This is a genomic window from Streptomyces griseosporeus (genome assembly GCF_014656055.1).
In the GTDB taxonomy this organism is placed as follows: Bacteria; Actinomycetota; Actinomycetes; order Streptomycetales; family Streptomycetaceae; genus Streptomyces; species Streptomyces griseosporeus.
In genome coordinates this window covers 1-14007 of sequence record NZ_BNBR01000007.1, presented here as the reverse complement: position 1 = coordinate 14007, position 14007 = coordinate 1, and the positions used below count along the sequence as shown (strand labels likewise).

The 14007-nt window shown below is 74.7% G+C and carries 14 protein-coding genes and 1 rRNA gene; 3 read left to right on the top strand and 12 right to left on the bottom strand.

Annotated features, from left to right (window positions below; all coding sequences use genetic code 11):
* Window positions 1–20: 20 nt before the first annotated feature.
* The 6 genes from IE308_RS29255 to IE308_RS29230 all read right to left on the bottom strand — a co-directional run bounded on the left by IE308_RS29255 (window position 21) and on the right by IE308_RS29230 (window position 6212).
* A complete protein-coding gene (locus tag IE308_RS29255; protein ID WP_190220234.1) occupies window positions 21–1145 on the bottom strand; it encodes a glycosyltransferase family 4 protein in 1125 nt (374 codons plus the stop codon).
* 254 nt (window positions 1146–1399) lie between these two features.
* Window positions 1400–2167: a hypothetical protein gene (locus tag IE308_RS29250; RefSeq protein WP_190220233.1), complete on the bottom strand. Its 768-nt coding sequence runs from the start codon at window positions 2165–2167 to the stop codon at window positions 1400–1402.
* Between the two features lie 203 nt (window positions 2168–2370).
* Window positions 2371–4113, bottom strand: coding sequence for a DNA repair protein RecN (gene recN, locus IE308_RS29245; protein WP_190220232.1), 1743 nt, complete (start codon window positions 4111–4113; stop codon window positions 2371–2373).
* A gap of 65 nt (window positions 4114–4178) precedes the next feature.
* Window positions 4179–5084 (bottom strand): NAD kinase, encoded by a 906-nt coding sequence (locus tag IE308_RS29240; RefSeq protein WP_110627196.1) that lies wholly within the window; start codon window positions 5082–5084, stop codon window positions 4179–4181.
* Window positions 5081–5896 carry a TlyA family RNA methyltransferase gene (locus tag IE308_RS29235; protein WP_110627197.1) on the bottom strand — a complete coding sequence of 272 codons (816 nt, stop codon included), beginning with the start codon at window positions 5894–5896 and terminating at the stop codon, window positions 5081–5083. Before IE308_RS29235 ends, IE308_RS29240 begins: the two co-directional genes overlap by 4 nt.
* A gap of 7 nt (window positions 5897–5903) precedes the next feature.
* Window positions 5904–6212 carry a hypothetical protein gene (locus IE308_RS29230; RefSeq protein WP_110627198.1) on the bottom strand — a complete coding sequence of 103 codons (309 nt, stop codon included), beginning with the start codon at window positions 6210–6212 and terminating at the stop codon, window positions 5904–5906.
* 42 nt (window positions 6213–6254) lie between these two features.
* On the opposite strand from IE308_RS29230, the gene IE308_RS29225 reads away from it, so the two are divergent.
* On the top strand, window positions 6255–6602 hold the full coding sequence (locus IE308_RS29225; RefSeq protein WP_190220231.1) for a sterol-binding protein: 348 nt from the start codon (window positions 6255–6257) through the stop codon (window positions 6600–6602).
* Between the two features lie 4 nt (window positions 6603–6606).
* Here IE308_RS29225 and IE308_RS29220 read toward each other — a convergent pair whose 3' ends face one another.
* The 4 genes from IE308_RS29220 to IE308_RS29205 all read right to left on the bottom strand — a co-directional run bounded on the left by IE308_RS29220 (window position 6607) and on the right by IE308_RS29205 (window position 10715).
* Window positions 6607–7419 carry an ABC transporter ATP-binding protein gene (locus IE308_RS29220; RefSeq protein WP_190220230.1) on the bottom strand — a complete coding sequence of 271 codons (813 nt, stop codon included), beginning with the start codon at window positions 7417–7419 and terminating at the stop codon, window positions 6607–6609.
* Between the two features lie 68 nt (window positions 7420–7487).
* A complete protein-coding gene (locus IE308_RS29215) occupies window positions 7488–8558 on the bottom strand; it encodes a FecCD family ABC transporter permease (protein ID WP_190220229.1) in 1071 nt (356 codons plus the stop codon).
* Window positions 8555–9598 carry a FecCD family ABC transporter permease gene (locus tag IE308_RS29210; RefSeq protein ID WP_110627202.1) on the bottom strand — a complete coding sequence of 348 codons (1044 nt, stop codon included), beginning with the start codon at window positions 9596–9598 and terminating at the stop codon, window positions 8555–8557. The genes IE308_RS29215 and IE308_RS29210 overlap by 4 nt, the downstream gene beginning before the upstream one ends.
* 91 nt (window positions 9599–9689) lie before the next feature.
* Complete coding sequence (locus IE308_RS29205) at window positions 9690–10715, bottom strand: HAD-IIA family hydrolase (RefSeq protein ID WP_190220228.1); 1026 nt, start codon at window positions 10713–10715, stop codon at window positions 9690–9692.
* Between the two features lie 82 nt (window positions 10716–10797).
* On the opposite strand from IE308_RS29205, the gene IE308_RS29200 reads away from it, so the two are divergent.
* Window positions 10798–12090 carry a DUF1015 domain-containing protein gene (locus IE308_RS29200; protein WP_190220227.1) on the top strand — a complete coding sequence of 431 codons (1293 nt, stop codon included), beginning with the start codon at window positions 10798–10800 and terminating at the stop codon, window positions 12088–12090.
* A gap of 61 nt (window positions 12091–12151) precedes the next feature.
* Here the strand turns inward: IE308_RS29200 and IE308_RS36640 are convergent, their stop codons facing one another.
* Window positions 12152–12883: a tetratricopeptide repeat protein gene (locus IE308_RS36640; RefSeq protein ID WP_194709633.1), complete on the bottom strand. Its 732-nt coding sequence runs from the start codon at window positions 12881–12883 to the stop codon at window positions 12152–12154.
* A gap of 201 nt (window positions 12884–13084) precedes the next feature.
* Between IE308_RS36640 and IE308_RS36635 the strand changes: the two genes are divergently transcribed.
* Window positions 13085–13912, top strand: a complete 828-nt coding sequence (locus IE308_RS36635) for a hypothetical protein (RefSeq protein ID WP_194709634.1) — start codon at window positions 13085–13087, stop codon at window positions 13910–13912.
* 31 nt (window positions 13913–13943) lie between these two features.
* Here the strand turns inward: IE308_RS36635 and rrf are convergent.
* Window positions 13944–14007 (bottom strand): 5S ribosomal RNA (gene rrf, locus IE308_RS37585); the annotation flags it as partial.

Below are 14007 nucleotides of genomic sequence, written 5' to 3'. Positions count from 1 at the left end.
CTCGGACCGGCCGCCGCGTCTCAGATCAGTGGCTGCGGCTGCGTCAACTCGTCGTAGACGCTGAGCACTTGGGCCACCGTCTCGTCCTCCGTCGGCCAGGTCGCCGCCTGCCGGGTGCCCCGGTCCCGCAGCTCCTCGCAGCGTTCCGGCCCGTCCAAGAGCCGGACTACGGCGGCGGCGAGGGCGTCCGCGTCGCCACGCGGGACGAGTTCGGCGGCGTCGCCGACGAGTTCGCGGACGCCGTCGGTGTCGGTGGCGACGAGCGGCACGCGCGCGTGCAGGGCCTCCTGGGCGAGCACCGGGCGCGCCTCCCAGCTCCCCGGCAGCAGCGCGAGGTCGGCGGCGGCCAGCAGGTCGGCCACGTCCTCGCGCCGCCCGGCGAGCCGCACCGGCAGCTCCTCGTCCTCGATCCGGGCCTGCAGCTGCGCCTGCAGCGGTCCCTCCCCCGCGATCACCAGCAGCGGCAGCGGATCGAGCCGGCGCCACACCCGCGCCGCGTCCAGCAGGAGGTCGTAGCCGCGGTGGTGGTCCAGTGAGCCGACGGCGAGGAGCAACGGCCGTCCCAGCGCGCCGAGTTCGGCCCTCAGCTTGGGCCGCCCGGGGTGTTCGTCCGCGGGGATGCGCCGCCCCGGCAGCGGCACCGCGGCGAGCCGCGCGTCCCGCGCCCCGGTGCGGCGGGCCCGGTCCACCAGACCGGAGCTGGTGCCCAGTACCACGGCGGCGGTCCTCGCCACCCGCCGCTCCAGCAGCCGCAGGAACTGGGCGCGGGCCCCCTCGGCGTGCGCGTGGTTGTGCCAGGTGACGATCAGCGGGGTGGTCCGGCCGCTGAGGGCGAGGACGGCCCGGAAGGAGGCGTGCAGCCCGTGCGCGTGCACCAGGTCGGCCCCCGTGCAGGCGGCCCGCAGCGCCGCGACGGAGGCGGGGTCGCTGCGCCGCGGCACGTGGACGTGGTCGGCGCCGGCCCCGGTGAAGTCGTAGGCGCGGTCGGCCTCGACGGGGGCGCACACCGTGACGCGCACGCCCCGCGCGACGAGCCCGGCGGCCAGCGAGCGCACGTGCGCGCTGCTGCCGGCGTTGCCTCCGCCCAGCACCTGCACGGTGCGCAGCGGCGACTGGCCGTGCGGTGAGGGGCTGGTCGGGCTCACGTGGCCGGGGCTCCTGGTTCGGCGGCGGCTGGGACGGTCACGAAGAAACGTACAGAAGGATCACGCGCCGGGGGTGTGCCGCGCGGATGTCTCCCCGTACTCCGCCAAGGATGCCAGCACGCACGGGTGTTCCGGCACCGCCGGGGGAGCGTGAGGGGGCCGCCCTCACCCCCACATCACTCACACGAGTGAACGTCGCCGGCCGGAGGCGCAGGCCTCGCGCCCGCACCCGAGTGACCCACGCGCCGGCGCGCTCACCCTCTCCAGAGTGAGCCCCGGGCCTGCGCGCTCACCCGTTCCCCCCAGACCGCGGCCGCCACCAGCGCGGCGGCGTGCGCCGCCAGCCCGGCCCGCCCGTTCCCGGCGACGACGGCCGCGCCGAGCACGGCGCCCAGCGCGTGCGCGCCCGTGTCGCCCATCATCGCCCGCTCCCCCAGGTCGTCGGGCAGGGCGGCCGCCGCCGCCCCGACGGCGACGGCGGACAGCTCCGCGGCCGCGCCTCCGCGCAGCAGCCCGGGCGCCCCGAGGGCGAGGACCGCGCCGGCGGCGCGCCCCGGCCGTACGTCGAGGAGGTTGACGAAGTGCGCGGCCCCGGCGACGACGACACCGGCGAGCACCTTGTCGGCCGGCCGCTCCTTCAGCAGCGCGCCCGCGGCCAGCGCCGCGCCCGAGATGCCGAACAACTTGACCGCGCCGCTGGTGAGTTCGCCGTGCCGCAGCGCGGTGAGGTGGGCGCGGAAGCCGCGCCGCGGATCACCGGCGCCCACGACGTCGTCGTACGCCCCGCACGCTCCGGCCGCGGCCACGGCGAGCCCGGCTGCGGGCCGTACCCGCCCCGCCGCCACGGCACCGGCGAGGGCGAGCGCGGGCCCGGCGTACAGCCCGACGGCCCGGCCCGCGTGGTTGGTCCGCTCCCAGCGGCCGCGCCCGCCGGGCGGGGCGGCGCGCAGGACGGCCGCGGCGGCACGGGTGAGGCCGACGGCGAGAGCGAGGGAGGAGGTCCGTCGGGCAGGCATGATCATCTTGCCACCCTACGAGCCCCGACCGCCCGCCGGACCGCGAACCCCTACGGCCCGCCGGTCGCCGATCCACCACCCGGCGCCGGACTGCCGAACCCCCACCACCGCCGGAGTGCGAAGCCCGACCGCCCGCCGGGCCGCCGATCCACCACCGCCCGCCAGACTCCCGAACCCCACCGCCCTCCGGACCACGAACCCCGCGTTCGCTACACGTCGGCCCGGGCCGTCGCCAGCAGTTCCTCCGCGTGCGCGCGGGCCGTCTCGGAGTCCTCCTGGCCGGCCAGCATCCTCGACAGCTCGCGGATGCGGTCCTCGCCCTCCAGCACCTTCACGCCGGACCGGGTCACCGAGCCGTCGTTCGTCTTCTCCACCAGCAGCTGCCGGTCCGCGAAGGCGGCCACCTGCGGCAGGTGGGTGACGACCACGACCTGCGCGCTCTTGGCCAGCTTCGCCAGCCGCCGCCCGATCTCCACGGCCGCCTTGCCGCCGACACCGGCGTCGACCTCGTCGAACAGGTACGTCGGCACCGGGTCGGTCCCCGCGAAGACGACCTCGACGGCGAGCATCACGCGGGACAGCTCACCGCCCGAGGCGCCCTTGGCGATCGGCCGCGGCGGCGCGCCCGGGTGCGGGGCGAGCAGCAGCTCGACCTCGTCGGCACCCGACGGCCCGTACGCCACCGTGCGCCCGCCGACCTCGACGCCCTCGGGGTCCTCGGTCTGCCGGATGTCGAAGGACACGCGCGCGTGCGGCATCGCCAGCGAGGCCAGCTCGGCGGTGACCGCGGCGGCGAACCGTTCCGCGGCCTCCGTCCGCGCGTCCGTCAGCGCCTGCGCGAGCCCGCCCAGTTCGGTGCGCAGCGCGTCCCGCTCGGCGGTCAGCTCCCCGATCCGCTCGTCGTCGCCGTCCAGCTCGGTCAGCCGCGCCGCGCTCTGCTCGGCCCAGGCGAGGACGGCGTCGATGTTCTCGCCGTACTTGCGGGTGAGGCCGTTCAGCGCGGCCCGCCGCTCCTCCACCGCGGCCAGCCGCAGCGGGTCGGCGTCCAGGTCGTCGGCGTACCCGGCCAGCTCACCGGCCACGTCACCGAGCAGGATCCCGATCTCGCCGATGCGGTCGGCGAGCGCGGACAGCGCCGGATCGTGCGACCTGACGGCCTCCAGGGCCCGCTGGGCGCCCGCGACGAGGGTGTTGGCGTCGATGCCCTCGGGGTCCTCCGGATCGCCCGCGAGAGCGCGGTGTGCGGCGCTCGCCGCGGACGCCAGCGCCTCGGCGTGGCCGAGCCGCTCGGCCTCCTCGGCCAGCTCCACGTCCTCCCCGGCGCGCGGTTCGACGGCGGCGATCTCGTCCAGCCCGAAGCGGAGCAGGTCGGCTTCCTGCGCCCGCTCACGCGCGCGCGTGACGATCTCCTCCAGCTCGGCGGAGACGGCCCGCAGCCGCTTGTACGCCTCCCGGTACTTGGCCAGCGGCACGGCCACCGCGTCCCCGGCGTACCGGTCGAGCGCCTCCCGCTGCCGGGACAGCTTCAGCAGGCCCTGCTGGTCGGTCTGCCCGTGCACGGCCACCAGGTCGTCGGCCAGCTCCGCGAGCAGCCCCACGGGCACGGACCGTCCGCCGACATGCGCCCGCGAGCGCCCCTCGGCGGACACGGTACGGCTGATCAGCAGCGCCCCGTCGTCCAGCTCGGCCCCGGCCTCCTCGGCGCGTACGACGGCGGCGGCGTCCGGGGGCACGGCGATCCGCCCCTCGACGACCGCCTTGTCGGCGCCGATCCGCACGAGTGCCGCGTCCGCGCGCCCACCGAGCAGCAGTCCGAGGCTGGTGACCACCATGGTCTTGCCCGCGCCCGTCTCACCGGTGACGGCGGTGAACCCGGGCGACAGCTCGACGACGGCGTCGTCGATGACTCCGAGCGACCGTATCCGCATCTCTTCCAGCACGGTGAAGACCATACGAGGTCCGAGCCGCCGAGTGCGACCGCCCCACCCTTGTCACCCGCGGGAGTGCACGCCGGTAACTAGTGCGGCGCCCCCCGCCACCCGGAGACGGGCAGGGCGAACTTCGCCACCAGCCGGTCCGTGAACGAGGCGTGGTGCAGCCGGGCCAGCCGCACCGGCACAGCGCCCCGCCGCACCTCCACCCGAGCCCCCGGCGGCAGCTCCACGGTCCGCCGCCCGTCGCACCACAGCACCCCCGGCGGGATGTGCGGCAGCACCTCCACCGCCAGCACCGAGTCCGGCGAGGTCACCAGCGGCTTCGCGAACAGGGCGTGCGCGCTGATCGGCACCATCAGCAGCGCCTCCACCTCGGGCCACACCACCGGCCCGCCGGCCGAGAAGGCGTACGCCGTCGACCCGGTCGGCGTCGACAGGACGATCCCGTCGCAGCCGAACCCGGTGACCGGACGCCCGTCGATCTCCAGCACCACTTCGAGCAGCTTCTCGGCGCCCGCCTTCTGCACGGCCGCCTCGTTCAGCGCCCAGTCGGTGTGCACGATGTCGCCGTTGCGGTGGACGACCACGTCGACGGTCATCCGCTCCTCGACCTCGTACGACCGCGCCACCACCCGGTCGACGACCTTCTCCAGGTCGTCCCGCTCGGCCTCGGCGAGGAACCCGACCCGCCCGAGGTTGACGCCGAGCATCGGCACCCCGGACGCCCGCGCGAACTCCGCGCCCCGCAGCAGCGTGCCGTCACCGCCGAGGACGATGAGCAGCTCGCACCCGTCCAGGCACTGCGGGGTGGCCTCCTTGACCAGCTCGACCTCGCCGGGCAGCGGCAGGTCGCGCGCCTCGGCCTCCAGGACGCGCACCCCGATCCCGGACCGCAGCAGTCCCTTGACCACGAGCTCCGCACTGCGAATCGCCGCAGGCCTCCCCGTGTGGGCGAGCAGGAAAACAGTACGAGCTCGGTTCTGTGTCAACGCGGCCCCTCCGCCACTGCACGGTCAACGTCGGCCGGGTCCGGGGCGGGCGCCCCGGCACGCAGCCACAGAAAGTACTCGACGTTGCCGGACGGCCCGGGCAGCGGGGACGCGGTGACACCCTTCACCCCGAGTCCCAGCTCCCACGCCCTCTCGGCGACGCCCCGCACGGCCTCCGCCCGCAGCTGCGGACTCCGTACGACACCCCCGCTGCCCAGCCTCTCCTTGCCCACCTCGAACTGCGGCTTGACCATCATCACCAGGTCGGCGTCCGGCGTCACACACCGCGCCAGGGCCGGCAGCACCAGCCCCAGAGGGATGAACGACAGATCACCCACCACGAGTTCCACCGGCTCCCCGTCGATCGCCTCCAGCGTCAACTCGCGTACGTTCGTACGGTCCTTGACGGTGACGCGTTCATCGCTCTGCAGCGACCAGGCCAGTTGCCCGTAGCCGACGTCGACGGCGACCACGTGCGCGGCACCCGCGCGCAGCAGGACGTCGGTGAAGCCGCCCGTGGACGCGCCGGCGTCCAGGGCCCGGCGGCCCTCGACGACGAGCCCCTGCGGGACGAACACCTCCAGCGCCCCGGCGAGCTTGTGCCCGCCCCGGGAGACGTACTCGGGATCGCTGTCGTCGGACGCGACGACGATCGCCGCCGCGGTCTCCACCTGCGTGGCCGGTTTCGTCGCGACGGTCTTGCCGACGGTGACCCGCCCGGCGGCGATCAGCTGGCTGGCGTGCTCGCGCGAGCGCGCGAGCTTCCGGCGGACCAGCTCCGCGTCCAGACGACGGCGTGCGACTCCTGCCACGTTCGGTTCAGCTCCTGCTCTGGTACGACGACGGGGACGCCGTCGGGTACGACGACGGGGGCGCCGGAGGTCCCGGGCGGGCGTCGAGCGCGGTCAGCGCGTCACGCAGCCCCCGGTGTACATCCTCGTACACCTCCACGTGTCCGTCGGTGGCGAGGTGGTCGGCGTCGCCGAGCCGCTCCAGGGCGGCGTCGACGTCGGCGTTCCCGGTGGGGGTGCGGGGCACGCCCAGCGGGGCGGGCGCGGCGGGGTCGTCCTCGGGTCCGACCGGCGCCGGGTGCGGGGCCGCCTGCTCGTCGGGCACGGTGTCGCTCATGCCCAGACGCTACATCGAAGCACTGGGGTACCGTCGATCGCGATGGCCACGATCGAGGAGTGCCGCGCCGCACTCGACAAGCTTTCGGACAGCATGCAGCGCGCCCAGGGGGACGTCCGCGAGGCCGCCGCCCTGGACCGCTCGGTGAGCTGCCACATCACCGACCTGGACGTCACCTTCGTCGGGCGGATGACCGACGGCCGGATCCGGGTCGACGACACCGTCCAGGGGCCGCCGCCGGAGCGGGCGCAGATCCGGCTGGCGATGACCGGGGACGACCTGGTCGCGCTGGTCGGCGGCGAGCTGCACTTCGCCAGGGCGTGGGGCTCGGGCCGGGTGAGGCTGGAGGCGGGCCTGCGGGACCTGCTCCGGCTCAGGAAGCTTCTGTAGCGGCTCAGGAGGCGTCCGCGGCCGTCCGCGCCCGCGCCTTGCGTGCCGCCGGCACCACCAGCGGCGTACCCGTCTCCGGGTCTTCGATGATCTGGCAGCGCAGGTGGAAGACCTCCTCCACCAGCTCGGCGGTGACGATGTCAGCCGGGGCGCCCTCAGCGACGACCTTGCCGGCCTTGAGGGCGATCAGGTGCGTGGCGTACCGGGCGGCGTGGTTGAGGTCGTGCAGGACGGCGACCAGGGTGCGGCCCTGTGTCTCGTGCAGCTCGGCGCACAGGTCGAGGACGTCGATCTGGTGCTGGATGTCGAGGTAGGTGGTCGGCTCGTCGAGGAGCAGCAGCGGGGTCTGCTGGGCGAGCGCCATCGCGATCCACACGCGCTGCCGCTGACCGCCGGACAACTCGTCGACGTACCGGTCGGCCAGTTCGGCGACGCCGGTCTGCCGCATCGACTCCTCGACGACCCGCTCGTCCTCGGCGGACCACTGGCGCAGGATGCCCTGGTGCGGGTAGCGGCCCCGGCCGACGAGGTCGGCGACGGTGATGCCGTCCGGCGCGATCGACGACTGCGGCAGCAGCCCGAGCGTGCGGGCGACCTTCTTGGCGGGCATCGACTGGATGACCTGCCCGTCGAGCAGCACGCGGCCCTGGCTGGGCTTGAGCATCCGCGACAGCGCCCGCAGCAGCGTCGACTTGCCGCACGCGTTCGGGCCGACGATCACCGTGAAGGAGTGGTCGGGGATCTCCACCGACAGCTGCTCGGCGATGACGCGCTGGTCGTAGGCGAGGGTGACGTCCTCGGCGGACAGACGGTTCACGGTGCTCCTCGGGGTGTTCGGTCCGCTCGGGCTGCTCGGCGTGCGCGGTCCGGCGGCGGGGGCGGCGCTCATATCCGGCCCGCCCGGCGTTCGGCGACCAGCAGCCACAGCAGGTAGAGGCCGCCGACGACGCCGGTGACGACGCCGACGGGCAGCTGGTCGGCGCCGAAGGCGCGCTGGGAGGCCCAGTCGGCGGCGACCAGGAGGGTGGCGCCCATGCACAGCGACGGCACCAGGTTCGGGCCGGGCAAGCGGGTCAGCCGCCGGGCGAGCTGGGGCGCGATCAGGGCGACGAAGGCGACGGGCCCGGCGGCGGCGGTCGCGGCCGCGGTCAGCAGCACGGCGGCCACCATCAGCAGCGCGCGCACCCGCTCGACGCGCACGCCGAGCGCGTGGGACAGGTCGTCGCCCATCTCCATCATCCGCAGGCCGCGCGCGTTGGCGAGGACGAGCGGCACGAGCACCGCGCACAGCAGGGTCAGCGGCCACACCTGCTCCCAGCCGCGGCCGTTGAGGGAGCCGGTCATCCACACCACGGCCCGGGCCGCGTCGACGAGGTCGGCCTTGGTGAGCAGATAGCCGTTGACGGCGACGGCGACCGCGTTGACGCCGATCCCGACCAGGACCAGCCGGTACCCGTGCACGCCCTGCTTCCAGGCGAGCAGGTAGATCGCCGCGCCGGTGGCCAGACCGCCCACCAGCGCGCCGACGGTGACCTCGGTGGCGCTGCCGGACATCAGCACGATCACGACGAGCGCGCCGGCCGTGGAGCCCTGGCTGAGTCCGAGCACGTCCGGGCTGCCCAGCGGGTTGCGGGAGATCGACTGGAACAGCGCGCCGCCCAGCCCCAGCGAGGCGCCGACCAGCAGCCCGACCAGGACCCGCGGCAGCCGCAGCTCGTTGACGATGAACTCCTGCCCGGGGTCGCCGTCGCCGAGCAGGGTCCGTACGACGTCCCCGGCCGGGATCGGGAAGTCGCCGGTGCCGATCAGCACGACGCTCGCGGCGAGCGCGGCCACCAGCAGCAGGGCGACGACGACCAGGGCGCGGACGTCCAGCCGGAGAGAGAGCCCGCCGGGGGTGCGCAGCGCACGGCTGCCCCGGACCGGCCGGCGGCCGTTCTTCGGTGCGGTCTTCACAGCTGGGTCGTCCTCCGCCGTCGTACCAGGAAGATGAAGACCGGCCCGCCGAGGACCGCGGTCACGATGCCCACCTGCAGCTCCGCGGGCCGCGCCACGACCCGGCCGAGCACATCGGCGCCGAGCAGCAGCACGGGCGACAGGACGGCCGCGTACGGCAGGATCCAGCGCAGGTCGGGGCCGGTGAAGGAGCGCACGACGTGCGGCACCATCAGCCCGACGAACATGATCGGCCCGCACGCGGCGGTGGCCGCCCCGCACAGCACGGTGGCGGCGAGCATGGCCAGCGCCCGGGTACGGCCCAGATGGGCGCCGAGCGCCTTGGCGGTGTCGTCGCCCATGGCCATGGCGTTCAGCGGCCGGGCGAGCGCGAGGGAGAGCAGCGTGCCGGCCGCGATGAACGGCAGCACCTGCCGCAGGGTGAGGTCGGTCGCCGTGTTCAGCGAACCCACCGTCCAGAAGCGCATCTTGCCCAGCGCCGCGTCATCCATGATCATCACGGCCTGGACGAAGCCGTAGAGCGCGGCGGTGATCGCCGTGCCGGCGAGGGCGAGCCGCACGGGCGTGGCGCCCCGGCTGCCACCGAGGAACCAGACCAGCGCGCCCACCACGGCCGCCCCGAGGAAGGCGAACCACACATAGCCCGTCAGGCTGGTGACGCCGAGATAGGTGATGGCCGTGACGACCGCCGCGGAGGCGCCGGCGTTGATGCCGAGCAGTCCCGGGTCGGCCAGCGGATTGCGCGTCAGGGCCTGCAGCACGGCCCCGGACAGGCCGAGGGCGACACCGGCGAGCAGCCCGAGCAGGGTCCGGGCCAACCGGTCGTCGACCACCGTGTCGCCGTACGTCCCCGTGGCCTGGAACAGCCCGTGCCAGACCTGTTCCAGGGAGAGCTGCCGCGCGCCGATCGCGATGCTCGCCACCACCACGGCGGCCAGGACCGCCACGGCGACGAGCAGCCCGAGCGGGCGTATCGCCCGGCGGGCCGGGGGCGCGGAAGCGGCGTCCGCGCGCTGTTCGGGAGGACTGTCGACCAACACGCAGTTAGGTTAGCCTACCCTGCTCTCGGCTCACGATCGCGTGCGGAAGAGCACCGACCGCCGGCCCCAGTACACCCGCGGCCGCCGCGCCTCACAGCCCCAGCCGCGCCAGCGCCTTCCCCCCGTCCAGCGCGCACGCGCCCTCACCGGCCGCCGTCCACGCCGCCGCGCACAGCGCCCGCAGCCCGTCCAAGGCCTCCCCGTCACCGTCGAGTTCCAGCCGCTCCCCGGCCGTCGCCGTCCAGCCGCCGCACCGGAAACCCGCGCCCTCCGCGACGACCTCCGGCTGCCCGCTGAGCAACCCCCGCAGATCCGCGTCCACATACGTCGGCCGGTGCTGCGGCGGCGCGGCCAGCAGCTGCGCACCGTCGGTCACACCGGTCAGCACGAGCAGCGAGTCCACGCCGCCGTTGAACGCGCCCTCGATGTCCGTGTCCAGCCGGTCCCCCACCACCAGCGGCCGCTGCGCCCCCGTCCGCAGGATGGTCTCCCGGTGCATGGGAGGCAGCGGCTTGCCCGCCACCTGCGGCTCCGCACCGGTCGCGATCCGCACGACCTCCACCGCCGCGCCGTTGCCCGGCGCGATGCCCCGCCCGCTCGGGATCGTCAGGTCGGTGTTGGACGCGAACCACGGCACCCCGCGCGCGACGGCGTAACTGGCCTCCGCGAACCGCCCCCAGGGCAGGTCCGGGCCGCCGAACCCCTGCACGACGGCCGCCGGATCGTCGTCGGCCGACTCCACCGGCTCCAGCCCCCGCTCCCGCAGCGCGACCCGCAGCCCCTCACCGCCGATCACCAGCACCCGCGACCCGGCCGGCACCTGCTCGGCGATCAGCCGGGACACCGCCTGCGCCGAGGTGATGACGTCGTCCGCCGCGGCCGGTATCCCCAGCTCGGTCAGATGCGCGGCCACCGCGTCCGGCGTCCGCAGCGCGTTGTTGGTGACGTACGCGAGATGCATGCCGCCCTCCCGGGCGGTGGCGAGCGACTCCACGGCGTGCGTGATCGCGTGACCGCCCGCGTACACCACCCCGTCCAGGTCGAGCAGCGCCGTGTCGTACGCCTCGCTCAGGGCCTGCCCACTGCCCTCGGGCCTCGTCCTGACGCTCTGGCTCATTCCGCATCGCTCCTCGTCCGCTCGCCTTTCCCCCGATCATCCCCCATGCCACTGACAGCGGTGTGACACGTACGATGCCGGGATGAACACTGCAGGTCACTCGGAAGCAACGGCGCCCCGGGGCCTGGAACTCACCCCGTTCCGAGGCCTGCGCTACGACCCCGACCGGGTCGGCAGCCTGGCCGCCGTGACGTCCCCGCCGTACGACGTCGTCGTCCGCCCCGACGGCCTGCACCACCTTCAGGCCGCCGACCCGCACAACATCGTCCGCCTCATCCTGCCGCAGGCCGGCACCCCCACCGCCCGCACCGAGCAGGCCGCCGACACCCTGCGCCGCTGGCTCGCCGAGGGCATCCTCACCACCGACCCGGACCCGGGCCTGTACGTCTACGAGCAACGCGACGGCAACGGCCTGCTCCAGCGCGGCATCATCGGCGCCCTGCGCGTCTCCGACCCCTCCGACGGCGTGGTCCTGCCGCACGAGGACGTCATGCCGCACGTGGTCGCCGACCGCGCCGCCCTGATGCGCGCCACCTCCGCCAACCTCGAACCGCTGCTGCTGACCTACCGCGGCGACGGCGGCACGGCGGCCACGACCAAGCTGGTGGAGCGCACCGCCGACCGGCCCCCGCTGCTGGCCACGACCACGGAGGACGGCTTCAGCCACCGCCTGTGGGCCATCACCGACCCCGCCGACGTGGCCCGCGTCCAGGCCGAACTGTCCGGCTGCCAGGCCCTCATCGCCGACGGCCACCACCGCTGGGCCACCTACCGCCGCCTGCGCGCGGAGCACCCCTCGCCCAGCCCCTGGGACTACGGCCTGGTCCTCCTCGTCGACACCGCCCGCTACCCGCTGCGCGTCCGCGCCATCCACCGCCTCCTGCACGGCCTGCCGGTACCGGACGCCGTCGCCGCCCTGCGCGGCCTGTTCCACGTGGAGCGCCTGGAGGTCCCGCTCCCGGAGGCCCTGGCGGCACTGGCCGACGCGGCCTGCGCGGGCAACGCCTTCCTGCTGGCCGGCGACGGCGCCTTCCACCTCGTCGACCGCCCCGACCCGGACCTGCTGGCCCGCACGGTCCCCGCCGACCGCCCCGCGGCCTGGCGCACCCTCGACGCGACGGTCCTGCACGCCACGCTCCTCGACCACGTCTGGCACATCCCCGAGGACGACCCGACCCGCATCGCCTACATCCACGACACGGCCGCCACGGTCGCCAAGGCCGAGCGCGACGGCGGTACGGCCGTCCTCCTGCACCCGGTGCGCGAGGAGGTCGTCCGCGACCTGGCCCGCCAGGGCGTCACCATGCCCCGCAAGTCCACGTCGTTCGGCCCGAAGCCGGCCTCGGGCCTGGTCCTGCGCGCGCTGGAGCTGTGAACGAGTAAGGGGCGGGACCCCCACCGGGATCCCGCCCCTCACTCACGCTCCGACACCCAGGTCAGTCGTCGTCCTTCGCGTCCGCGTCACCGGCGGTCTCGTCCGCCTGGCTCTCGTCCAGCGCGTCGACGAACTCCACCCCGTCCAGCTCGGCGAGCCGGTCGGAGGCGTCGGTGCTGCCGTCCCGGTCGGCCTCGACGGCCTTGGCGAACCACTCCCGGGCCTCGCCCCGCCGCCCGGCGGCCAGCAGCGCGTCCGCGTACGCGTACCGCAGCCGCGCGGTCCACGGCTGCACCGCGTTGGACGCCAGCTCGGGGCTCTGCAGGGTCACGATGGCCGCGTCCAGCTGCCCCATGTCCCGCCGGGCACCGGCGGCGACGAGCCGCATCTCGACCTGGCCGGCCTTGTCCAGCTTGTGCACCTCAGGCGCACCGGCCATGTCCAGCGCCTTCTCCGGCCGTCCGAGCCCACGCTCGCAGTCGGCCATGACGGGCCACAGCTCCGCGCTGCCGGTCATCCGCCGCGCCGCCCGGAACTCGGCGAGCGCCTCGCTGTACTTCTGGGTCGCGTACGCCGCGAACCCGGCCGCCTCGCGTACGGCGGCCACACGCGACGCCAGCCGCAGCGCCACCCGCGAGTAGCCGTAGGCACCCTCGGGGTCCTCGTCGATCAGCCGCGCGACCATCACCAGGTTCTTGGCGACGTCCTCGGCGAGCGTCTTGGGCAGGCTCTGCAGCTCCTGCCGTACGTCCTTGTCGATCTCGTCGCCCGTGACGTCCTCGGGGATCGGCAGCCGCTTGATCGGCTCGCGGTCGCGGTCCCGCTCGTCCCGGAACCGCCCGCCACCGCGCCGGTCGTCCCGACGGTCGTCACGGCGGTCGTCCCGCCCACGGAACCCACCGGGCCGCCCACCGCGGTCATCGCGCCCGCGGAAGCCACCGGGGCGGCCACCACGGTCATCGCGCCCGCGGAATCCACCGCGCTCACCACCACGGTGGTCGTCCCGCCCACGGAACCCACCGCGCTCGGAACGCTCGTCACTGCGCCGGTCGTCGCGGCGGTCATCCCGACGGTCGTCACGCCGGTCGTCCCGACGGAACCCGCGGTCGCGGTCGTCGCGCCGGTCGTCACGGCGGTCATCCCGACGGTCGTCACGGCGGAACCCACCACGGTCATCGCGACGGTCATCGCGACGGTCGTCACGGCGGAACCCGCCACGGTCATCGCGCCGGTCGTCCCGACGCTCGTCACGGCGATCATCGCGGCGGAATCCGCCGCGGTCGTCGCGCCGGCCGTACCCGCCGCCACGCTCGTCGCGCCCACGGAAGCCACCGCGGTCGTCACGGCCCCGGAATCCACCGCGGTCACCGCCGCTGTCCCGACGGTCGTTGTCACGGCGGTCGTTGTCACGACGGTCGTTGTCACGGCGGAAGGTGGGCCGGTCACCGCGGTCGTCGCGACGGAACCCACCACGGTCGTCGCGCCGGTCGTCACGGCGGTCATCCCGACGGTCGTCACGGCGGTCGTCGCGACGGAACCCGCCACGATCGTCGCGCCGGTCGTCCCCACGCCGGTCATCGCGACGGTCATCGCGCCGGCCGTACCCGCCACGGTCGTCACGTCCACGGAACCCACCACGGTCGCCGCCGCTGTCCCGACGGTCGTTGCCGCGTCGGAAGCCGCCACGCTCGCCGCGGTTCCCACTGTCCCGTCGACGCTGGTCGCGCTCCGGTCGGTCGTCGGGAGAGTTGGTGGACATGGTGACTCCTGTCTTCGGTACCGCAAGCATTGTAAAAAGAAAAGGACCCCTGGTCCCAGCTGAACGCTGGTGACCAGGGGTCCTTCCAAAGATTGTTCGGCGGCGTCCTACTCTCCCACAGGGTCCCCCCTGCAGTACCATCGGCGCTGTGAGGCTTA

What these genes read in the sequence shown, in the direction of transcription:
- IE308_RS29205 (WP_190220228.1), bottom strand. Translation starts at nt 10,715, where the DNA reads ATGAGCCAGAGCGTCAGGACGAGGCCCGAGGGCAGTGGGCAGGCCCTG.
- recN (WP_190220232.1), bottom strand. Translation starts at nt 4,113, where the DNA reads ATGGTCTTCACCGTGCTGGAAGAGATGCGGATACGGTCGCTCGGAGTC.
- IE308_RS29200 (WP_190220227.1), top strand. Translation starts at nt 10,798, where the DNA reads ATGAACACTGCAGGTCACTCGGAAGCAACGGCGCCCCGGGGCCTGGAA.
- IE308_RS29225 (WP_190220231.1), top strand. Translation starts at nt 6,255, where the DNA reads ATGGCCACGATCGAGGAGTGCCGCGCCGCACTCGACAAGCTTTCGGAC.
- IE308_RS29230 (WP_110627198.1), bottom strand. Translation starts at nt 6,212, where the DNA reads ATGAGCGACACCGTGCCCGACGAGCAGGCGGCCCCGCACCCGGCGCCG.
- IE308_RS29250 (WP_190220233.1), bottom strand. Translation starts at nt 2,167, where the DNA reads ATGATCATGCCTGCCCGACGGACCTCCTCCCTCGCTCTCGCCGTCGGC.